Source organism: Arhodomonas sp. KWT2 (assembly GCF_041949875.1).
Lineage (GTDB): Bacteria > Pseudomonadota > Gammaproteobacteria > Nitrococcales > Nitrococcaceae > Arhodomonas > Arhodomonas aquaeolei.
Genome location: NZ_JBHFPQ010000041.1, coordinates 90,766 through 111,755, shown reverse-complemented (window position 1 = coordinate 111,755; position 20,990 = coordinate 90,766). Strand labels below are relative to the sequence as shown.

Here is a 20,990-nt window from a genome sequence, read left to right as displayed (position 1 = left end):
CCGCACACGGATCATCCGGGAGGCAGGCATGAGCGGGCAGGATCGGCGCGTCGCCCTCGTCACCGGCGCCGCCCGCGGCATCGGCCGGGCCATCGCCGCGCGGCTGCTCGCCGACGGCATGGCGGTGATCGTCGCCGACCGGGACGGCGCGGCGGAGACCGCGGACGCCCTCGGCGGCGCGGCGCACGGCATCACCGTCGACGTCGGCGACGAGGCGGCGGTCACGGCCCTGATCGAGGCGGTCTCGGCACGCCACGGCCGGCTCGACGCCCTGGTGAACAACGCCGGCCACGGCGCCCCCGCCCGGCCCCTCGAGGCACAGGCGGTGGCGGACTGGCACCGGGTCATCGCCACCAACCTCACCGGCACCTACCTGTGCAGCCGCGCCGCCGCACCCCTGCTCCGCGCGGGCAGCGGCGCCATCGTCAATATCGCCTCCACCCGCGCCCGCCAGTCCGAGCCGCACACCGAGGCCTATGCAGCAAGCAAGGGCGGGATCCTCGCCCTGACCCATGCCCTCGCCGTGAGCCTGGGCCCGGACGTGCGGGTCAACGCGGTAAGCCCGGGCTGGATCGCCGCGGCGGCGGAACACGAGGACCTCTCCGCGGAGGACCACGCCCAGCACCCGGCGGGCCACGTCGGCCGCCCGGAGGACGTCGCCGCGATGGTGGCGTACCTCCTCTCCGCGGAGGCGGGCTTCGTCACCGCACAGGAGATGATCGTCGACGGCGGCATGACCCGGCGGATGATCTACGCGGAGTAGGAACACCCACCCCACGAGGAGATACCGATGGACCTTCAGCTCACCGGACGCACCGCCGTCGTCCTCGCCGCCAGCCGCGGCCTGGGCTACGCCACCGCCCACGCGCTCGCCAGCGAGGGTGCCCGCGTGGTCCTCGCCAGCCGCGACGCCGAGGCCGTGCGCGAGGCCGCCGAACGCATCGAGGCCGAGACCGGCGCCGAGACCCTGGGCGTCGCCGCCGACATCACCCGCAGCGGCGACATCGAGGCGCTGATCGACGCCGCCGTGGCGCGCTTCGGCGCCATCGACAGCCTGGTCACCAATGCCGGCGGGCCGCCGCCGGGACGGTTCGACGACTTCACCGACGCGGACTGGCAGGGCGCCTTCGAGCTCAACCTGCTGAGCGCCGTGCGCACCATCCGCGCCGCACTGCCCCACCTGCGCGCGAGCGACGCCCCGCGGGTGGTATTCATCGCCAGCTCCTCGATCCACGAGCCCATCGACGGCCTGCTGCTCTCCAACGTCTTCCGTGCCGGGCTGCTCGGGCTCGCCAAGAGTCTCGCCGCAGAGCTCGCCGGTGACGGCGTGCTGGTCAACATCGTCGGCCCCGGCCGGGTGGACACGGAGCGCGTGCGCACCCTGGACGCGGCCCAGGCCCGCAAGCAGGGCCGCGACGAGGCCGAGATCCGCGCCGAGAGCGCCGGGCGCATCCCCCTGGGCCGCTACGCCGAGCCCGCGGAGTTCGCCCGCACGGTCACCTACCTCGCCTCGCCTGGGAACAGCTACGTCACCAGCCAGTCGATGCTCGTCGACGGCGGCATGGTCCGGGGGCTGTAGCCCCCGGCACCCCGGACCTCCATTAATTGATTCTATTTCAGGGAATCCCTGATACCCCCCTCCCCCGGGGCCGGCAATAATTGCGCGTTTGCCGCGGGCACTCGCCGGCGAACGCCAATTGATTACTACGAGACGGAGGGGGGCCAAGGGGATGGCATTCCGACTGCACAGGACAAGACTGGCCACGTATGCCCTGTTCGCGGGCACGTTGCTGACACCGGGCTACGGCCTCGCACACACCGATTCACTGGGGTTCATCATATCGGACGGATCCGGCGCGGACCGGTTCGACGTCACCGTTTACTACGGTAGCTGGCATCCGACGGTGGGCCAGGCGGAAGGCTCGCTGGACCTCTACGACGCGGACAGCAACCTCGTCGACAACCAGGCGTTCACCCTGGTCCCCGGCTTCAACGGCGTAGCCGACGGCACCGTACCCGATGGACTGGTGGCCGGCGAGAACTACTTCTGGCCCGACGAGTGCACCCCCGAAACAGGCGATCTCAGCGGTGATGCGAGCTGCCAGGGCGACGGCATCTTTGCGTTCCAGTCGGTGCTCTTCTCGGACATCCTCGCCGGCGCCTACACCTTCGGCTACGACGCGAGCTCCAGTCTCTCCCAGGACTGGGAACCCTCGGACCCGGCAATCAACAACGGCTCGTTCGCGATCGGGGCCGACGGCGGATTGGTCAGCGTCGGGGGCGCCACGCCGGACATCGATACCTCACAGGGTAGCTACACCACCGACGAGCTCTCCAACGACGCGGTCAACCCGACGTTCGACGGCGGCACCCTGCAGGTGACCACCGATGCCGGCGTGACCAACGACTTCACCGTCACCGGCAACGGCGGCACCATCGACACCAATGGCCACGACTCGACATTCTCCGGGGCCATGAGCGGCAACGGCACCCTCAACAAGCGCGGCAACGGCACGCTCACCCTTACGGGAGACAACTCGGGCCTGACCGGCGATACCGTGGTGCACGCCGGAACCCTTGCCTTTTCGGGCGACGACGCCCTCGGCGGCGCCTCGGCCTCCCTCGTCATCGGCGATGCCACGGCGGAGGCGCTCGGCGGCGGGACACTGACCCACGACATCCGATTCGCGGCCACCGACGGGACATCCGTGTTCGACACCGGCGCCAACGACGTCACCCTCTCCGGCGCGGTCGGCGGGTCCAGCTGCCTGACCAAGAACGGCAGCGGCCGGCTCGACCTGCGCAGCGACGGCGCCAACGACGTCGGGGCCTGCGTGCACGAGGGCGAGCTGGCGTTCAACGCCGGCTTCGATGGCAACGTGTGGGTGGACGGCGACGGCACGATGGGCGGCTCCGGCCACGTGCGCGGCGACATCTCGGTGACGGGCACGCTCGCCCCGGGCAACTCCCCCGGCACCCTCACGGTCACGGGCAGCGTCACCCAGATGGACGGCAGCAACTACGTCGTCGAGATCGACGGCTACGGGACCGGCACGGGCGCCGGCAACTACGACCGCGTGCTGCTCACCGGTGCGAACAGCGTCTACACCGCGGACGGCACCATCACCGCACAGCTCCGCGGCATCCCCGGCGACGCCGAGAACACCTTCTCCCCGGCGGTCGGCGACCTGTTCCGGGTCGTGGAGGCCGAGGGCGGCGTGACCGGGACCTACGACACCCTGGTCCAGCCCGCGGCCGGCCTGCCCGCCGACACCCGCTTCGTGGTGCTCTACAACCCGAACGACGTGACCCTGGCGGTGACCCCCCAGCGCTACGCCGACACCGTGGCCACCAACGGGCGAAACAACGCGGTCGCCGCGGCACGCGCGCTCGACGGGATCCGTCCCGTGGACGGCGCCAACGCGGACGACGGCGTCACCGGGGCGCTGTTCACACGGCTCGCCGGGCTGTCCTCGGAAGGGATCACGCAGGCCTTCGAGCAGACCGCCGCCGACATCCATCCCGTCGCGATGACCGCGTCCCGCAGGGCCCGCGAGCTGGTGCGCGACGGCATGATCGCCCATGCCACGAGCGCCACGCGAGGGGCGACCGGGGCCCTCACCCACGGCACGGAAGACGCCGCCACCACGCCGGAGGGACTGGTCTCGCCGTCAGGCCTGTGGGTCGACGTGGCCGGAGAGTGGGCCCACGTGGACGACGATAACGCCACCGAGGGCTACGGCAGCCGCACGGGCGCGATCTACGGCGGCCTCGATCTGCACCGCAGCGACACCGCCCGATTCGGCATCGGCGTCGGCGTCGCCGATACCGACGTCTGGCGGGACGACACCGGCAGCGCCGATCTGCGCTCCTACCAGCTGCTCGCCTACGGCCGCATCGCCGCCAACAACAACTACCTGGCCTTCACCGCCGGCGGCTCGGACGACCGATACGAGACCAGCCGCCACGTGGACCTCGCCGCCGGCCGCGCGAAAGCGCGCTCGGACGTGGACGGCCATACCCTGTCCCTCGACCTCGAGGCCGGCCACAGCGTGCACCTGGACAGCGTCACCCTCACCCCCCGGGTGGGATTCTCGGCGGAACGCGCCCGACGCGACGGCTTCACCGAGGACGGCGATCCCGCGGTGACGGTCAGCCAGGACGGCTACAGCGAGGTGGTCACACAGCTGCGCGTCGGCATGGCCGCGGAGGCCGACGTCCAGGCCTTCGGCCACCCCATGGCCCTGCGCGCCAGCGCGGACTGGCACTACACGCCGGACGACGACCGGCTCGCGCCGATGACCAACACGCTCCACGGTGCCAGCTGGAGCGTACGCGCCCCCGATGCCGGTGAGCACACCGGCAGCGCGACACTGCAGGCCCGGCTGCAGCTCGGCGAGAACCTGACCGCCTATTTCGGCTCACGTGTCGCCGCCAGCGGCGATGCCGTCGCCGGGCGTGTCCAGGGCGGTCTGACCCTGCTCTGGTAGCAGCGTGCCCGTTCCCGTGATCGGCGACCGCGACGGGGACGGGCCCCGGAATGACCCGTCACACGACGACGCCCCGGGGCGCATCGACCCGGCTCGTCGCGAGGCCACCACGCCCTCGCCGGACGGGCGAGGACTTATGAATCCGGACACCAGGTGGTAACCTTGCGGCCGGATCAGGGGCACAGGCGGAAACGGTGCTGGAAGCCAGGGAACTCGTGGTCTCCCGCGGGGAGACCGTGCTCATCGACGGACTCGACCTCACGGTGGCGCCGGGGGAGGTGCTGCTGGTCGCCGGCCCCAACGGCAGCGGCAAGACCACGTTGCTGCGCACCCTCGCCGGTCTCACCCTGCCCGAGGAGGGCAGCGTGCACTGGGCCGGCGGGAACGTCCGCCGCGACGGCGGCACTTACCGTCAGGCACTGATCTGGATCGGCCACCAGCCCGGAATCAAGCTGGAGCTCACCCCTCGGGAGAACCTGCGGGTGTTCGCCAGCCTCCACGGCGGCGAGGGTGACCGCGATGCCGCGCTCACCCGCATGGGTCTTGGCGAGCGCCTGGACACGCCCTGCCGCCACCTCTCCGCCGGCCAGCGCCGCCGGGTCATGCTGGCACGGCTGCTCATCGAGCCGGCCAGCGCCTGGATCCTGGACGAGCCCTACACCGCCCTCGACCGCCACGCGGTGGAGGCGCTCGAGGCGCGGCTCGCCGAGCACGCCGCCGCGGGGGGCATCACCGTGATGACCTCCCACCAGCCGGTCATGCTCGAGGGCGTGAACCTGCGCCACCTGGAGCTCGGCCATGGATGAGATCCGCCTCGTGCCGGCCTTCCTGGCGGTACTGCGCCGGGACCTCTCCCTGGCCCTGCGCGCCCCCGGGGAGCTCGCCAATCCGGTGATCTTCTTCGTGATGATCGCGAGCCTCTTCCCCCTCGCGGTGAGCGCGGCCTCGGAGACCCTGCGCCAGATCTCCCCCGGGGTGATCTGGGTCGCGGCGCTGCTGGCGTCGCTGATCTCCATGGAGCAGCTCTTCCGCGGGGACTTCGAGGACGGCACCCTGGAGCAGTTCGCCCTCGCGCCCCAGCCCCTCGCCGTACTCGTGCTCGCCAAGCTCTGCGCCCACTGGCTGATCACCGGCCTGCCGCTGGTGATCGTCTCGCCGCTGCTGGCGCTGTTCATGCACTACCCCTGGCAGGCACTGCCGCAGCTGATGGCGGGGCTCGCCCTGGGCACACCGGTGCTCGGCGCCCTGGGTGCCGTCGGCCTGTCGCTGACCGTGGGGGTGCGCCGTGGCGGGCTGCTGCTGGCGCTGCTGGTGCTGCCGCTGTACGTGCCGGTGCTGATCTTCGGCGCGGGCTCAGCGGACGCCGCGGCCTCCGGGCTCGGCGTGACCGGCCAGCTCGAGCTGCTCGGCGCGATGGCCGCCCTCGCCCTGACCCTGGCACCGCTGGCCGCGGCCGCGGGCCTGCGGATCAGCCTGGACTGAGCGCAGACGCCCGTCACGCTGCCACCCCGGACGGCCGGGGGCAACGGTGCGCATACGCCGCATCCCCCACAGGGACACGCCGACCCCCGCCACCGCGAGCACACCACCGAGCCACTCCCGCGGCCGGACCGGGTCACCGAACTGCAGGACCGTCCAGACCATGGTCACCGGCGGAGTGAGATAGAACAGCACCGCCGTGAGGCTGGCCCCGTGGCACCGAAGGCTGGCGATAAAGAAACCGTAGCCGCCGAAGCTGGACAGCACCACCAGCCAGACGATGGCGCGCCAGTCGCCCGCTTCCGCCCCGGGCAGTGCCGGCAGGCCACCCTGACAGACGAGGTGTGCCAGCAGGAACAGCGCCGCCGCCGCAGCGAGCTGCCATAGCAGCCGGTCGACGAGACCGAATCCCACCGCCGGGCGGTACGCGGACAGCAGCCCGCCGGCGGTCAGGCATACCGCGGAGCCAAACGGCAGGCTGTAGGCCCAGACCGGGGCACTTCCGACCCCATGCATGTCCCCGCCGACACTGATCGCCACGCCGGCCACGGCAACCAGGACCCCCGCCCACCCGGCGGCGCCGATGCGCTCGCCGACGCGCAGGCTGGTGACGAGCGCGGTCATCAGGGGCTGCAACGCGGTAATCAGCGCGACGATCCCGGGGCTGACCCCGAGCGCCGTCGCGAATACGACGCCGAGCAGGAAGCCGCCGACGCTGAAGCTGCCGGCCACGAGCTCGGCCGCCACCGCCCGGGGCGTCAGCGCCGCGCGCCGGGCAGTGGCCATGCGGCGGGCGAGCAGGATCAGCGCACACAGGGCGACCGCGATCACGAAGCGCCAGAAGAAGATGGCGGTCGGCGGCAGGTCGACCACCGTCGCCATCCGTGTACCGATGAACCCCGAGCTCCAGCACACCACCAGGCCGACGGCGATCAGCACCGGTGCGAGCGTCATTCCCATGACAGCCCCCTCGTTTCGGATGAGGTCCGTCATGCTGCCCGGTCCTGATACACTATAAAATCTATATTGTATTAACCGACAGTTTAATGACCATAAACCTAACCCATGACCGTACCCTCGATATCGACCTGCTGCGCACGTTTCATCTGGCCTGCGCACTGGGCACGCTGCGGGCGGTCGCCGAGCGGCGGCATTTCACGCTCGGGGCGGTCAGCCAGCAGATCAAGCGCCTGGAGCACCAGCTTGGCCGCACGCTGCTGGTGCGCTCGCGCAGCGGGGTATCGCTTACCGCCGAGGGCGCCCGGCTGCGGGCCCAGTCCGCGACCCTGCTCGACGAGCACGACACCCTGATCCACCGCCTCATCGACCGGCCCGCCGCCGGCGTGGTCCGGCTCGGCCTGCCGGAGGAATACGTCCCCGCCCTGCTGGGCAGCGTCCTGCCGGACCTGGCGCGGTCCCATCCGGACCTCCACCTGCATGTGCGCACGGACACCAGCGGCACCCTGCGGCATCTGGTGGACACCGGCACGCTGGACCTGGCCCTCGTCGTGGTGCCGGAGGCGCAGGCGCCGTCGCGGCATCGACTGTGGCGGACGCGGCCGGTCTGGGCCATGGCGGCCGGTGAACGGGAGGCGATACCGGCGCTCGTGCCGCTGGCGTTGCATCCCGCCGAATGCCCCTATCGCGCCATCGCCCTGACGGCGCTGGAGGCGGCGGGACGTGACTGGGAGACGGTGTTCTCGAGCGCGAGCGTCACGGGAGTGGAGTCGGCGGTCGCCGCCGGACTGGCGATCAGCGTGCTCGACCGGGCGCGGGTCGAGAACGGCCATAGCGGCATGCGGGAGGCCGGTCCCGGCGAAGGGCTACCGGCACTGCCGGCCTGCTTTGCCTGCCTCGTCGAGGGGCCGCCCGGGTTGGGCACCAACGCGGCGGCGGTGCAGACGGTCGGCGAGCGGATTCAGGCGGCCGCGGTGACCGGCGCACCGCCGAATGCCGCCCTGCCCGCCGGTACAGGCGGGTAGGTCGTGCACGGCCGCAGGCCGTGTGCGACGCACTGCCGGGACCATACGGAATGTCGCACGCCTGTGGCGCACGACCTACCGGAACTCCCATCCGCTACCCCCGGGGGCAGGATCAACAGACACGGTTGCTCACCCGGGCCTCCTGGCGGAGTCGTCCGGCACACGCCGAGTGAACGGCCTACCGGGAGGTCTCAGCTAGCCGCCGGCGGCGTCGCCGCCCTCCACGCGGCGGTCGATCACCACGGCCACCGGATCGCCGCCATCCTCGCCGGAGACCGGGACCGGCCCGGCGCTACCCTGGAGGTCGCCGGCACTGGCCATCGGACGGCCGCTGCGGGAGACGCGGGCGATCAGCTCGACACGGTCACCCTCCGCCATGGAACGCCCCGCCATCGCCATGGAGCTATCCAGCCGGACCTCCGCAGGGAGATCCCCCAGGGTCAGGCGGCGCGCGGCCAGTGGTATCTCCGGCCCTTCGGGGGAGCGGGCGTAGACGAACACCGTGGTCCCGGCGGGCAGGTCCGCGGCGAGATCGTCGGCGACCCGGATCCGCACGGTAACGCCGGCGCCCGAGGAGGCGGCGGCATCACCGCCGGCGCTTCCGCCGCCCAGACGCTCGATCGCGGCGGTCAGACGCTTGGCCGAGTCGCTACCCGGCGGCAGCTCGCTCAGCAGGCGCTGCCACAGCGAACGCGCCCGGCCGGCCTCCCCGGCCTGGACCGCGGCGAGCCCGGCGAACCAGAGGGCGTCCGGATGGGCCGGGGCCTGCTTCAGGGCCTGCTCCAGGAGCTTGCGGGGCTCACCGGTAAGCCCCGTCTCACCGTTCGCCATGGCAAGCGCCCGGGCCCGGTCGACGAGGAGGTCGGGCTGACGCCCGGCGGTCTCCATCAGCCGGGCGAGCACCCGGGCGGCGTCGGCGGGGCGGTCCACGGCGAGGTAGGCCCGGGCGAGCATGCGCCCGGACTCAACGTCGCCGGGGTCGTCCTCGAAGCGCTGCTGGAGCTCGCCGAGGTTGTCACGGATGAACTTTCGCTGCTCCTCGAGGCTGCCGCTCTGGGCGATACGCTCGGCCTGCGTCCCCGTCGTCGGCAGCACGGTCTGCGGCGAGCCGACCACGAGGTAGACACCCAGGGCAACCACCGGTACGGCCAGGCCGGCGGCAACCGACATCCAGCGTCCGCCACCGCTGCCCTGCTCGGCGGGACCGCTCACGCCCTCGAGCAGCTGACGCTCCAGCTCCTCGTAGGCCTCGCGGTACTCGTCTTCGGAGAGGTTGCCCGCCTCGCGTTCGGCGTCGAGCTCGACGAAACGCTCACGATGCGCGGACAGGAGGGCCTGGCGCTCACTGACGGCCTCCGCACGGCGACGGCGCAGCAGCGGCACGACGACGAAGGCGACGCCGGCCAGGGCGCCGGCAAGCAGCACCAGCGTGTAGATCACCGGGGTCACGGGCGCCCTCCCTGGGTGTCGTCGTCATCGTCGTCAAGGCCTTCGCTGAGCAGTCGCCGTGCCCGCTCGTGGTCGCCGGCAGACAGGGCCGGCGACCCGGCGGCGGCGCGGTGCCGGCGCACGGCGACGGCCAGCACGGCCACCGCGATCACCAGCAGCCCCAGCGGCCCGAACCACAGCAGCCAGGTCCGTGGATCCACCGGCGGACGGTAGAGGACGAAGTCGCCGTAGCGGTCGGTCATGTAGCCGATGATGGCCTCCCGGTCGCGGCCCTCGAGGATGAGCTCGTGGACCTTGTCGCGCATGTCCTGGGCGAGATCAGCGTTAGACTCGGCGATACTCTGGCCCTGACAGACCAGGCAGCGCAGCTGGCCGATGATTTCCGTGTAGCGCTCGCGCTGGGCGGGGGTATCGAATTCGTAGACGGTGCCGGCGGCTGACGCCGCGCCGGTGACCAGTATCAGGACGATGGCGAGAACGGCCCCCTTCATGCGTCCGCCTCCTCACGCAGCCGCTGCACCCGCGGAAGGATCTCCTCCTCCATCGACTCCCGGGTAATGGCGCCGATGTGCTTGTACCGGATCCGCCCGTCGGCATCGAGGAGGAAGGTCTCCGGCACACCGTAGACACCCCAGTCCATGCCGATGTCGCCCTCCTTGTCGAACACGATCGCGTCGTAGGGATTGCCGAACTCGGACAGCCACTGCCGCGCCTCGGCCCGCGTATCCTTGTAGTTGAGGCCGTAGATGGGCACCCCCTGCTCGGCGAGCGCGGAAATGTAGGCATGCTCCTCGCGGCAGGCCACGCACCAGCTCGCCCAGACGTTCACCAGCGCCACCTCGCCGCGAATGTCCGCGAGGGTCAGCCGCTCGTCCGGTGCCAGCAGCCGGGAGGCGCCCAGCTCAGGCGCCGCCTTGCCCACGAGGGGCGAGGGCACGATCTCGCGGTCGTTGAGGTGCAAAGCGACCGCAAGCACCGCGGCGAGCGCGACGAAGATCGCCAGCGGCAGGAGGTATCGCTTCATGCCGCCACCTCACCGCGGGCCAGCGCCGCCCGGCGCTCGCGATCGAGCAGACGGCGGTAACGCGGATCGGTGGCACCGAGAAGACCACCGACGGCCATGATCAGCGCCCCGTACCAGACCCAGCGGAGCATGGGCTTGTACTGCACGCGCAGTGTCCAGCTGCCGTCCTCGCGGGGCTTGCCGAGGGCGACGAAGAGATCCCGGACAAGGCCGCCGTCGATCCCCGCCTCGGTCATCACGCGCATCCCGGAGGACGGGTAGCGACGCTTCTGCGGGTACAGGGTGGTAACCACCTCACCGTCACGCGAGATCACCACCGTACCCTGCTTGGCCGTATAGTTCGGCCCCTCCACCGTGGAGACGTCCTCCAGCCGCCAGGTGTAGCCCGCGGCCTGGTAGGACTCCCCGGGGGCGAGGCGGAGCGTGCTGTGCCAGTCGAAGTTGCCCACCGCGCTGACACCGAGGACGAACACCGCAAGGCCGGTATGCGCCAGGGTCATGCCCCAGAACCCGCGGGGGATCCCGCGCAGGGCGCGCACCCGGTCCCGGCGGCCACGCACGCGCTCGATCACCGCCTGCACGCTGGCCCACAGCATCCAGATCGCGAGCGCCACGCCCAGCACGCCCATCGGATGCATGCCCGTGAACCACCACGCGGTCACCACCGCCGCGATCACCGCGGCCAGCGCCGCCCAGCGCAGGGTGTGCAGCAGCCCGCGGGCATCGTGGCGCTTCCAGCGGACCAGCACGCCGACCCCGAGCAGCGCCAGCAGCGGGAGCATCAGGGGGATGAACACGGTGTTGAAGTACGGCGGACCCACCGAGATCTTGCCAAGCCCGAGGGCGTCCGTCGCCATGGGGTAGAGCGTGCCGGCGAGCACCGTGGCCGCGGCCACGGTGAGCACCGCGTTGTTGAGCAGCAGCAGCGTCTCCCGGGAGAGCAGCTCGAAGCGCCCGCCGCCGGCGAGCCGCGGCGCCCGCCACGCATAGATCGCCAGCGAGGTGCCGACCACGATCACCAGCAGCGCGAGGATGAACATGCCCCGCTGCGGATCGGTGGCGAAGGCGTGCACGGAGTTGAGCACCCCGGAACGCACCAGGAACGTGCCCAGCAGTGACAGCGAGAACGCGAAGATCGCGAGCAGCACCGTCCAGCTCCGGAACGCCCCGCGCTTCTCGGTAACCGCCAGGGAGTGGATCAGCGCCGTGCCCACCAGCCAGGGCATGAACGAGGCATTCTCCACCGGGTCCCAGAACCACCAGCCGCCCCAGCCGAGCTCGTAGTACGCCCACCAGCTCCCGAGGGTGATGCCTAGGGTCAGGAAGATCCACGCGGTGGTGGTCCACGGCCGGGCCCAGCGCGCCCACGCGGCATCCAGGCGACCGCCGATCAGCGCCGCGATGGCGAAGGCAAACGCGACGGAGAACCCGACGTATCCCATGTAGAGCATCGGCGGGTGGAAAATCAGTCCCGGATCCTGGAGCAGCGGATTGAGGTCCCGCCCCTCGGCAGCCGCCGGTGCCAGCCGGGTGAAGGGGTTGGAGGTGAGGATGGTGAACAGCAGGAAGCCGAAGCTCACCGCCCCGAGCACGCCGATCACCCGTGCCGTGAACGCCAGCGGCAGCTCGCGGCTGAACGCGGCCACCGCCAGGGTCCATGCGGCCAGGATCAGCGCCCACAGCAGCAGCGAGCCCTCGTGGGAGCCCCATACCGCGGACAGGCGGTAGTACCACGGCAGGGCGGTGTTGGAATTGTTCGCCACGTAGAGCACGGAGAAGTCGTTGGCATAGAACGACCACGCCAGGCAGACGAAGGCGGCGAGGAGAAACACGAACTGACCGGCGGCGATGGAGCGCGACGCCGCCATCCAGGCAACGCGGCCGCGGGCGGCACCGGCCATGGGCACGACCGCCTGCACCAGCGCCAGCGCCAGTGCGAGCGCGAGCGCGAACTGTCCGAACTCGGGAATCATTCACCCCCCTCGCTGACGGTCTGCGCGGCCTTGCCGTCCTTCATGGCGTCGGCCACCTCCGGCGGCATGTAGTTCTCGTCGTGCTTGGCGAGCACCTCCTCGGCAGTGAACGTGCCGTCGGCGGAGAGCCGGCCGCGCACGACCACGCCCTGGCCTTCGCCGAAGAGGTCGGGCAGCACGCCTTCGTAGCGCACCGGCACCGAGGCGCCGCCGTCGGTGACCTGGAAGTGGACGTTGACGCCCTCCCCGTGGCGCACGCTGCCATCGGCCACCATGCCGCCCATGCGGAAGGGGTAGCCCGTGGGTGCCTCGCCGGAGACCACCTGGCTCGGCGGATAGAAATAGAGCATGTTCTCGCGGAACGCCGAGAGCATGAGCGCGACGGCCACGCCCACGCCGCCTACCAGCAGCAGCACGAGGATCAGGCGATTGCGGCGTGCCGGTTTCATCGCTGCTGCCTCCTCGCCAGCCGGCGGACCACCGCCCGGCGGCGGCGCAGCGCCACCAGCCAGTTGCCCACCAGGACCACCAGCGCCAGGCCGTAGGACGGCCAGACGTAGGCGGCGTAGCCGCCCATTTCCAGGAACTCGTTCATCCGGACTCCTCCGCGACGACACGCTGCACCCAGCGGCTGCGCCGCTCGCGTTCGAGCAGCTCACCCCGGGCGCGCATCAACCAGACCGCGGCAAAATACGCCATGAAGGCCAGCGCCATGGTGATCAAGGGCAAGAACATGGCGATATTTATGGCCGGGGCGTCGAGACGGGTGACCGTCGGCCCCTGATGCAGGGTGTTCCACCACTCCACCGAAAAATGGATGATCGGGATGTTCACCACGCCGACCACCGCCAGCACTGCCGAGGCCCGGGCCGCCTGACGCGGCTCCTCGATGGCGGCGTTGAGCGCGATATAGCCGAGATAGAGGAAGAGCAGCAGCAGCTCGGAGGTCAGACGCGCGTCCCAGACCCACCAGGTCCCCCACATGGGCTTGCCCCACAGGGAACCGGTGACCAGCGCGAGGACGGTGAACCATGCCCCCAGAGGCGCCGCGGCCCGCGCCATGACCTCCGCGACCTTCATCCGCCAGATGAGCCCGATGGCCGCGCTTACCGCCATGGTCACGTAAACCATCATGGACATCCACGCCGCCGGGACGTGGATGAAGATGATCCGGTAGCTCTCGCCCTGCTTGTAGTCCGTCGGCGCGAGCACGAGCCCGTCGTAAAGCCCCCAGGCAAACAGCAACGCGGCAAGCACGCCGATACGCGGCGCCCATCGCCCAGCCCACTCGTAGAAATACGGCGGCGATCCCAAGCGATGGAACCACGTCCACATGGTTTATTCCTCCGGAGATTCGGCGAGCCGCCGCGTCATTGTCACAGTCGGGTAGTTCACTGTCCGTACGGCCGGCGCGGCCCGGGGAATGCCCCACCCTGCGCCGCGCGCTGTCAAGCCCGCTATTTTGCATCGCCTCGCCGGGCGTGTCGATGAACACCCGCCCGTCTTACGGAGGGACCACCCGGAGGGCCGCGAGGTTCCCTCTGGTCGGCAAAGACGGAGATTTTCAACCGAGAGGCACAATACCTATGCCTTCAACCCCGGTTTTCAGTCCGGGTGGGGACGATTATGATGCATCCCATCGTAACGGCGCGGCCGTTACATCTGTCTCTCCTCCTCTTGGCCGACCTTCTACAGGTCGGCTTTTTTTTGCCCGTCTCCCGCGACTCAGCCCACCAGCACGATCTCCGGCGGCAGCACCACTTCCATGGTGATGGGGAGGTGGTCTGACAGCGGATAGTCCAGCACCTCCGCCGAACGGACCTTCAACGAGGAGGACACGAGGATGTGGTCGATATTGCGCCGCGGGCGCCAGCTCGGGTAGGTGGGCAGGTCGTGAAGCGGCTCGCGCAGGTCCGTGTGCCCGCATAGCAACTGCAGCTCCGGGCTGTCCGACAGGCAGTTGAGATCGCCCATGACGATGGTGTGCCGGTTGCGGTTGACCAGCTCGGCGATGTAGGCGAGCTGACGCAGCCGCGCACGCCGGCCCAGGGCCAGGTGCAGCAGCACCACGTCCAGGCTTTCTCCCGGACCGCCGAAGCGCAGGATCAGCGCCCCCCGGCCCGGGATCATGCCCGGGAGCTTGTGTGCGCGCACCTCCAGGGGCCGGAAACGCGAGAGCACCCCGTTGCTGTGCCTGGCGATGCGGCCGATGCGGCGGTTGGTCTGGAAATGCCAGTAGGGAAAGCCCGCGGCTTCGGCGAGGAAACCGGTCTGGTTGACGAAACCACTGCGCAGGCTGCCGGCGTCAATCTCCTGGAGGCCGACGATGTCGAAGCCGCGCACGATCTCGCCGATGCGCTCGAGATTCCCGGCGCGGGAATCGTGGGGCAGCACGTGGCGCCACCCGCGGGTGAGGTAGTGATGGTAGAAACGCGTCTCGATGCCGGTCTGGATGTTGTAACTCATCAGCCGCAACACGCTCCCCCCGGCCGTCCCGGCGGGCGGGGGGACGCGTGCTGCAGGCTCTGCGGCATCCACGCTCAATCGCCGGAGCGCTCGCGCTCCACGAGGTAGCTGGCGACGTCGAGCATACCCGCCTGGCCGCCGGCGGCGCGCACGTCGATCACGTACTGCCCGGCCACGGTCAGCGTCGGAGTGCCCTGGATCCGGTACTCTCGGGCCAGGCGCTCGGCGCGGCGCATCTTCATGGTCACCGCGAAGGAGTCGAACGCGTCCAGCGCCTTGTCCCGGTCCACACCGAGCTCGCCGTAGAAGTCAGCGATGTCCTCCGGGCTGGAGAAGCGCCGGCCGTCCTCGTGGATGGCCTTGAACACGGCGTCGTGGGTCGTGTCGAGCACGCCGAGCACCTGGGCCACGTAAAACGCCTTGGCGAGCAGCTTCCAGGAGTCGCGGCCGAAGCTCACCGGCACGTGCTCCAGCGCGATCCTGTCACCCATGCGCTCCTGCCAGTCGGCGAGCAGCGGATGGAAATCGTTGCAGTGCGGGCAGCCATAGGAGAAGAACTCGCGGACCTGCACACCGCCCTCGGTCTCGACGGGCTGTGGCTGATCCAGCACCCGGTACTCATTGCCCGCCTGGGGCGCGGCCATCGCGCTGCCGGTGCCCAGCACCAGCGCCGCAAGCATCGTCATCATCCACCGTGCCATCAAGAGCGTCCCCCTTGTTGTCGTCTCACAAGCGCGGTTCATGCAGGAGACCGTGTCATCCGCCGACGGTTCCCGTCCAGCCGCGACGGGAGCCCCGGACGCAAAAGGGGGCGGCCACCGGACCGCCCCCTTTCGTCACGTTCACCGAACGCGGCCTCCGGATCACTCGCCGGAGGCGGTCTCACCGTCCGTCTTGCGGTACAGCCCCGAGGCGAACGACGCCACGGCCTTGATCTGGTCGTCACTAAGACGCGAGGCAACGGCGGTCATGATCTCCGCCTTGGGGTAGCCACTGCGCTTGCCGGCACTGTAGGCCTGAAGCTGGGTCACCAGGTAGGTCGCCTTCTGACCGCCGATCTTGGGATAGCCCGCGCCCTCCATGCCGGCGCCGGTGGGCCCGTGGCAGCCACTGCAGGCCGGCACGTTACGCTCCGGCACGCCACCACGCCAGATGTGCTCGCCCTGATCGGCCAGGGACTTGTCGGCGGCGTTGACCTCCATGGAGAGGGAGGAGAAGTACGCCGCGAGATCCTGCATGTCCTGATCGGAGAGGTTCGCCACCTGCCCGGCCATGATGGCGTTCTGCCGCTCGCCGCTCTTGAAGTGCTTGAGCTGGGCGTAGACGTAATCGGCATGCTGACCCGCCAGGTTCGGGAACTGCGGGCTGTTGCTGTTACCGTCCGGACCGTGGCAGGCCGCACAGGCCCCGGCCTTGGACTTGCCCGCCTGGGGATCGCCCTCCGCGTGCGCGAGGCCGCCCGCGAGCAGTAGGAGCGAGGCGAACACGGCTAGCAACCGGCTGTTGATCATGATGCAGCTTTCTCCTATACCGGCTGGACTCGTCCGGGGGTGCGGGTAGTCGACCGGTTCACCTGCACGATATGGCGCTCCGGGCCCCCGGGAAAAGGCACGGGACGTTATACCAGCCGCCCCCCGAGGGGTCAATTTGGCGCCGTGGCGCCCGTGCTGCGCATCTGCGACAATCCCGCCCCGTCACGCCGTCGCCGGCAACCGTGGAACCTGGCATGAATCCGCTCTACCGCAAGGCCCGCTTCCTGCTGAGCGCGCCGGACGTCACGCACCTGCCACCGGACTCCGGGGCCGAGGTCGCCTTCGCCGGACGCTCCAACGCCGGCAAGTCCAGCGCCATCAACACCCTCACCGGGCAGAAGTCACTGGCACGCACCAGCAAGACGCCGGGGCGGACCCAGGCGATCAATGTCTTCCCGCTGAACGACGAGGGCACACTGCGGCTCATAGACCTCCCCGGCTACGGCTACGCCAAGGTTCCCCAGCGCGTGCGCGTGCACTGGCAGGAGGCACTGCCGCGCTACTTTGCCGAGCGCGTGAGCCTGCGCGGGCTGGTGGTGATCATGGATGTGCGCCACCCGCTGACCGACTACGACCGGCAGATGCTCGAGTGGTGCATCCAGGCGGGACTGCCGGCGCACGTGCTGCTCACCAAGGCGGACAAGCTCAAGCGCGGCCCGGCGATGAACACCCTGCAACGGGTGCGCGCCGCGCTCGACCGCGACTACCCCGAGACCAGCGCACAGCTGTTCTCGGCGGCGAAGGCCACCGGCGTGGACGAGCTGCACGCCCGACTGGACGAATGGCTCACGGACGCCGGTGACGCGGAAGTGCCGGAACCCGGATAAAGGGGTCACCGCACTTTGCCGGGAAGAGCTCGCCGGTGGTGAGCGGGAAGCAGGCACTGTCGCCGGCCTCCATCGACCGCAGGCCTGTTCATGGCCGCGATGACACCGGCATCCGGCACGTTCCGCATGGCCGCAGGTGGTGCCCGACATCCGTGCGGGACGTTGCACGCCTGCGGCGCACAACCTACGCGGGGGCCTGCCGACGGGCACCCGGCGCCCCCTGCCCGTGCATGCCGGGCGACACCGCCGTGGCTGTCGGTTGCCGGGAACGACCGACGTACCCGGGATCGCGGCGGTTCGGCCCCTCCCTTGGGTCGGCTGCTCCCGGCAGCCGACGTCGCGCCGAATCTGCCATCGACCGGTTGCTCGAAGGCAATCGACAATCACGGGTACAAAAATAGCGGTTACAGGGGAACCCGCCGGCCCACGGAAGGGGAGAGCGGTCGAGCGTTCGTGCGGACCGGACGCCACAGGCGCGCGACACCCCCGCCCCAGCGACGGGCCCCGGCATGCGGGGCGACACACCACCGCGACCGTCGGTTGCCGCGCGTAGTCGACCGATCCGGGATCGGGGTTGTCCGGCGACGCCGGCGGCATGGAGGAGCTCCCCGGCCCCGTACATAAATGCCCGAAAATAAAAGACCCCGAGCACCATGGGGGATGGCGGCTCGGGGCAAGCGACCCGGGCTTGGGGGCAGGACCGGGCCGGTAGAGGCTCACGCACCCGTGGGAATGGGTGAGACGTGAGCCGCGCCGGGCACTGGCGCACTTGTAATGACAGCACATCCACGCCGGGGTTCCAGCGCGCCGCGACGGTTTTTCACGCCACTTGTCGGAATCGCGCGACCGCCCGGAGCGGATGCCGTCAGTGCGCCGCCTCCCAGCTCTCGCCCACGCCGACATCCACCTCCAGGGGCACGTTCAGCGCCGCCGCCTGGCGCATCGCCTCGCTGACCCGCTCCGCCACCGCGTCGGTCTTGGCCTCGGGCACCTCGAAGACCAGCTCGTCGTGCACCTGCATGACCATGTACACGTCGTCGTGCTCGCGGCCGAGCCAGTCGTCCACCACGATCATGGCGCGTTTGATGATGTCCGCGGCGGTGCCCTGCATGGGCGCGTTGATGGCGGTGCGCTCGGCGTACTGGCGGCGCTGGCCGTTGCGGCTGTTGATCTCCGGGAGGTAGAGCCGCCGGCCGAAGACGGTCTCGACGTAGCCCTGCTCCCGGGCCTGCTCCCGGGTGCGCTCCATGAACGCGCGCACACCGGGGTAGCGCTCGAAGTAGCGGTCCACGTAGGTCTGGGCGTCGGCGCGCTCGATGCCGAGCTGGCGGGCCAGGCCAAAGGCGGACATCCCGTAGATCAGCCCGAAGTTGATCGCTTTGGCGGCGCGGCGCTGCTCGTCGGTCACCGCCGCGGGCTCGGCACCGAAGACCTCGGCGGCGGTGGCGCGGTGGATGTCCGCGCCCTCGGCGAACGCCCGGGTGAGCCCCTCGTCGCCGGAGAGGTGGGCCATGATGCGCAGCTCCACCTGGGAGTAGTCCGCGGCCATCAGCCGGCAGCCCTCCCGGGGTATGAACGCCCGGCGGATGCGCCGGCCCTCCGGCGTGCGCACCGGGATGTTCTGGAGGTTCGGGTCCGAGGAGGACAGCCGCCCGGTGGCGGCCACCGCCTGGTGGAAGGAGGTGTGCACCCGGCCGGTGCGCGGGTGGATCAGTCGCGGCAGCTTGTCGGTGTAGGTCGACTTGAGCTTGGCCAGGCCCCGGTGCTCGAGGATCAGCCGCGGGAGCTCGTGGCCGCGGGCGGCGAGCTCCTCGAGCACCGACTCCGCGGTGGAGGGCTGGCCCTTGGGGGTCTTCTGCAGCACCGGCAGGCCCTGGCGCTCGAAGAGGATCTCCTGGATCTGCTTCGGCGAGGAGAGGTTGAACTCGCCGTCCGCGGCATCGAAGGCCTGGCCCTCGATGGTGGCCATCTGCTCGGCGAGCTCGCCGCTCTGGCGCGCGAGCAGCTCGCGGTCGACGCGCACGCCGGTGCGCTCCATGCGCGAGAGCACCGGTAGCAACGGCATCTCGATGTCGCGGAACACCGCGGCCGGACCGGGCAGCGCCTCCAGGCGCGGCCACAGGGTCTCGTGCAGGCGCAGGGTGATGTCCGCATCCTCGGCGGCGTAGTCGGTGGCGGTGGCCACCTCGACCTGGTCGAAGGTCAGCTGCTTGGCGCCCTTGCCGGCGACCTCCTCGAACTTGATGGTCCGGTGGCCGAGGTATTTCTGCGCCAGCGAGTCCATGTCGTGGCGGGTCGCCGTGGAGTCGAGGCAATAGGACTCCAGCATGGTGTCGAAGCGCACGCCCCGCAGGGTGATGCCGTAGCGGGCGAGCACGGACATGTCGTACTTGAGGTTCTGGCCCACCTTGGCGTGGCTGTCGTCCTCGAGCAGCGGGCGCAGGCGCTCCAGCACCGTCTCGCGGGGGAGCTGGCCGTCGGCGTCGTCCGTGCTGTGGGCCACCGGCACGTAGGCGGCCTCCCCCGGGGTAACGGCGAAGGACAGGCCGACGATGGCGGCATCCATGTAGGCGAGGCTGTCGGTCTCCAGGTCGAAGGCGAAGCACTCCGCCGCCTCCAGCCGCCGCAGCCACGCGTCAAGCGCGGGCTCGTCGCGCACGCACTGGTAATCGGCCTTGTCCGCGCCGCGCGCATCCCCGTCCTCCGCCTCCGGGGCGTCGGCGAGCAGCTCGTCGAGCCAGCGGCCGAACTCGTAGCGGCGGTACAGCTCGGCAAGCCGGGCGGTGTCCGGCTCGCCGCGGCCGATGGTCTCCGGGCGGACATCCAGCGTCAGGTCACAGCGGATGGTCGCGAGATCCCGTGAGAGGAACGCCTGCTCACGGTTGGCCTCCAGCTTGGCGCCGAGGCCCTTGGCCCCGCGGACCTTCACCTCGGCGACCTCGTCGAGGCGGGCGTAAAGGGCGTCCAGGTCGCCGAAGTGGGCGAGCAGGGCCACCGCGGTCTTCGGGCCCACGCCGGGGACACCGGGGATGTTGTCCGAGGTATCGCCGACCAGGGCGAGGTAGTCGATGATCTGCCCGGGGGTGACGCCGAACTTCTCCTCCACGCCGGCGACGTCCAGCACCGTGCCGGACATGGTGTTGAGCAGGGTCACGTGCTCGCTGACCAGCTGCGCCATGTCCTTGTCGCCGGTGGAGACCAGCAGGCCCCGGCCCGCCGCGTGGGCCTGGGCCGCCAGCGTGCCGATGACGTCGTCCGCCTCCACGCCGGCGATCTCGATGTGCGGCAGCCCCATGGCCTCGACGATCTCCGCGAGGGGCTGGCGCTGGCTGCGCAGGTCGTCGGGCATGGGCGGGCGGTTGGCCTTGTATTCCTCGAAGAGCTCGTCGCGGAAGGTCCGCCCCGGCGCGTCGAAGACCACCCCCACCGGGCTGTCCGGATACTCCGCGAGGAGCTTGCGCAGCATGTTCACCACGCCGTAGATGGCCCCGGTCGGGGTGCCGTCCGCGGTGGAGAGGGGCGGCAGCGCATGGTAGGCGCGGTAGAGGTAGGACGAGCCGTCCACCAGGATGAGGGGAGGGTGGTCACTCATGCGCGTTCCCGTTCGGCGGTCGTATCATGGAGGCCATATGGTACAAGAGCGCACCCGGGGTTACAGTGAAGGCGCGGCGCCGGCCGGCGCCGCTGCCGGCCGCCGATGGCCGGACACCCATGGGCCCGGATGCGGGGAGAGGCGATCTTGACGCACAAGCGATGGGAATCCCTCGA

General features: G+C 70.4%; 18 protein-coding genes and 1 pseudogene. 7 read left to right on the top strand and 12 right to left on the bottom strand.

The window, feature by feature from the left end:
• Positions 1-28 precede the first annotated feature (28 nt).
• The 5 genes from ACEZHJ_RS09000 (at position 29) to ccmB (ending at position 5,972) form a co-directional block, all read left to right on the top strand.
• Positions 29-763 carry an SDR family oxidoreductase gene (locus ACEZHJ_RS09000; RefSeq protein ID WP_375036448.1) on the top strand — a complete coding sequence of 245 codons (735 nt, stop codon included), beginning with the start codon at positions 29-31 and terminating at the stop codon, positions 761-763.
• Positions 764-790: 27 nt separating this feature from the next.
• Positions 791-1,579, top strand: coding sequence for an SDR family oxidoreductase (locus ACEZHJ_RS08995; protein WP_018717521.1), 789 nt, complete (start codon positions 791-793; stop codon positions 1,577-1,579).
• 151 nt (positions 1,580-1,730) lie between these two features.
• Positions 1,731-4,490 carry an autotransporter domain-containing protein gene (locus ACEZHJ_RS08990; protein WP_375036447.1) on the top strand — a complete coding sequence of 920 codons (2,760 nt, stop codon included), beginning with the start codon at positions 1,731-1,733 and terminating at the stop codon, positions 4,488-4,490.
• 194 nt (positions 4,491-4,684) lie between these two features.
• Positions 4,685-5,296 (top strand): cytochrome c biogenesis heme-transporting ATPase CcmA, encoded by a 612-nt coding sequence (gene ccmA / locus ACEZHJ_RS08985; protein ID WP_018717519.1) that lies wholly within the window; start codon positions 4,685-4,687, stop codon positions 5,294-5,296.
• 10 nt (positions 5,297-5,306) lie between these two features.
• Positions 5,307-5,972 carry a heme exporter protein CcmB gene (gene ccmB, locus ACEZHJ_RS08980; RefSeq protein ID WP_375036460.1) on the top strand — a complete coding sequence of 222 codons (666 nt, stop codon included), beginning with the start codon at positions 5,307-5,309 and terminating at the stop codon, positions 5,970-5,972.
• Positions 5,973-6,053: 81 nt separating this feature from the next.
• Here the strand turns inward: ccmB and ACEZHJ_RS08975 are convergent.
• Positions 6,054-6,923, bottom strand: a pseudogene (locus tag ACEZHJ_RS08975) (DMT family transporter); the annotation flags it as partial.
• 92 nt (positions 6,924-7,015) lie between these two features.
• Here ACEZHJ_RS08975 and ACEZHJ_RS08970 point away from each other — a divergent pair.
• Complete coding sequence (locus tag ACEZHJ_RS08970; RefSeq protein WP_375036446.1) at positions 7,016-7,951, top strand: LysR family transcriptional regulator; 936 nt, start codon at positions 7,016-7,018, stop codon at positions 7,949-7,951.
• Between the two features lie 195 nt (positions 7,952-8,146).
• On the opposite strand, the gene ccmI is transcribed toward ACEZHJ_RS08970, so the two are convergent.
• The 10 genes from ccmI to ACEZHJ_RS08920 form a co-directional block, all read right to left on the bottom strand.
• Positions 8,147-9,400 (bottom strand): c-type cytochrome biogenesis protein CcmI, encoded by a 1,254-nt coding sequence (gene ccmI, locus ACEZHJ_RS08965; RefSeq protein ID WP_018717515.1) that lies wholly within the window; start codon positions 9,398-9,400, stop codon positions 8,147-8,149.
• Positions 9,397-9,891 carry a cytochrome c-type biogenesis protein gene (locus tag ACEZHJ_RS08960; RefSeq protein ID WP_259201800.1) on the bottom strand — a complete coding sequence of 165 codons (495 nt, stop codon included), beginning with the start codon at positions 9,889-9,891 and terminating at the stop codon, positions 9,397-9,399. Before ACEZHJ_RS08960 ends, ccmI begins: the two co-directional genes overlap by 4 nt.
• On the bottom strand, positions 9,888-10,424 hold the full coding sequence (locus ACEZHJ_RS08955; protein ID WP_018717513.1) for a DsbE family thiol:disulfide interchange protein: 537 nt from the start codon (positions 10,422-10,424) through the stop codon (positions 9,888-9,890). The genes ACEZHJ_RS08960 and ACEZHJ_RS08955 overlap by 4 nt, the downstream gene beginning before the upstream one ends.
• Positions 10,421-12,397 (bottom strand): heme lyase CcmF/NrfE family subunit, encoded by a 1,977-nt coding sequence (locus tag ACEZHJ_RS08950; protein ID WP_018717512.1) that lies wholly within the window; start codon positions 12,395-12,397, stop codon positions 10,421-10,423. The genes ACEZHJ_RS08955 and ACEZHJ_RS08950 overlap by 4 nt, the downstream gene beginning before the upstream one ends.
• On the bottom strand, positions 12,394-12,846 hold the full coding sequence (gene ccmE / locus ACEZHJ_RS08945) for a cytochrome c maturation protein CcmE (protein ID WP_018717511.1): 453 nt from the start codon (positions 12,844-12,846) through the stop codon (positions 12,394-12,396). The genes ACEZHJ_RS08950 and ccmE overlap by 4 nt, the downstream gene beginning before the upstream one ends.
• The gene (ccmD, locus tag ACEZHJ_RS08940; RefSeq protein WP_018717510.1) at positions 12,843-12,992 is read right to left on the bottom strand and encodes a heme exporter protein CcmD; all 150 of its coding nucleotides are present in this window, start codon (positions 12,990-12,992) and stop codon (positions 12,843-12,845) included. The genes ccmE and ccmD overlap by 4 nt, the downstream gene beginning before the upstream one ends.
• Positions 12,989-13,732, bottom strand: coding sequence for a heme ABC transporter permease (locus tag ACEZHJ_RS08935; protein WP_018717509.1), 744 nt, complete (start codon positions 13,730-13,732; stop codon positions 12,989-12,991). The genes ccmD and ACEZHJ_RS08935 overlap by 4 nt, the downstream gene beginning before the upstream one ends.
• Before the next feature lie 390 nt (positions 13,733-14,122).
• Positions 14,123-14,863, bottom strand: coding sequence for an endonuclease/exonuclease/phosphatase family protein (locus tag ACEZHJ_RS08930; RefSeq protein ID WP_018717508.1), 741 nt, complete (start codon positions 14,861-14,863; stop codon positions 14,123-14,125).
• 74 nt (positions 14,864-14,937) lie between these two features.
• Positions 14,938-15,564, bottom strand: coding sequence for a thiol:disulfide interchange protein DsbA/DsbL (locus tag ACEZHJ_RS08925; RefSeq protein ID WP_018717507.1), 627 nt, complete (start codon positions 15,562-15,564; stop codon positions 14,938-14,940).
• 162 nt (positions 15,565-15,726) lie between these two features.
• Positions 15,727-16,374 (bottom strand): c-type cytochrome, encoded by a 648-nt coding sequence (locus ACEZHJ_RS08920; protein WP_375036445.1) that lies wholly within the window; start codon positions 16,372-16,374, stop codon positions 15,727-15,729.
• Positions 16,375-16,589: 215 nt separating this feature from the next.
• On the opposite strand from ACEZHJ_RS08920, the gene yihA reads away from it, so the two are divergent.
• Positions 16,590-17,222, top strand: coding sequence for a ribosome biogenesis GTP-binding protein YihA/YsxC (gene yihA / locus ACEZHJ_RS08915; protein WP_018717505.1), 633 nt, complete (start codon positions 16,590-16,592; stop codon positions 17,220-17,222).
• An 865-nt stretch (positions 17,223-18,087) separates the two neighbouring features.
• Here the strand turns inward: yihA and polA are convergent.
• Entirely contained in the window at positions 18,088-20,814 is a 2,727-nt protein-coding gene (gene polA / locus ACEZHJ_RS08910) for a DNA polymerase I (protein WP_163139756.1), read from the bottom strand.
• Positions 20,815-20,990 lie beyond the last annotated feature (176 nt).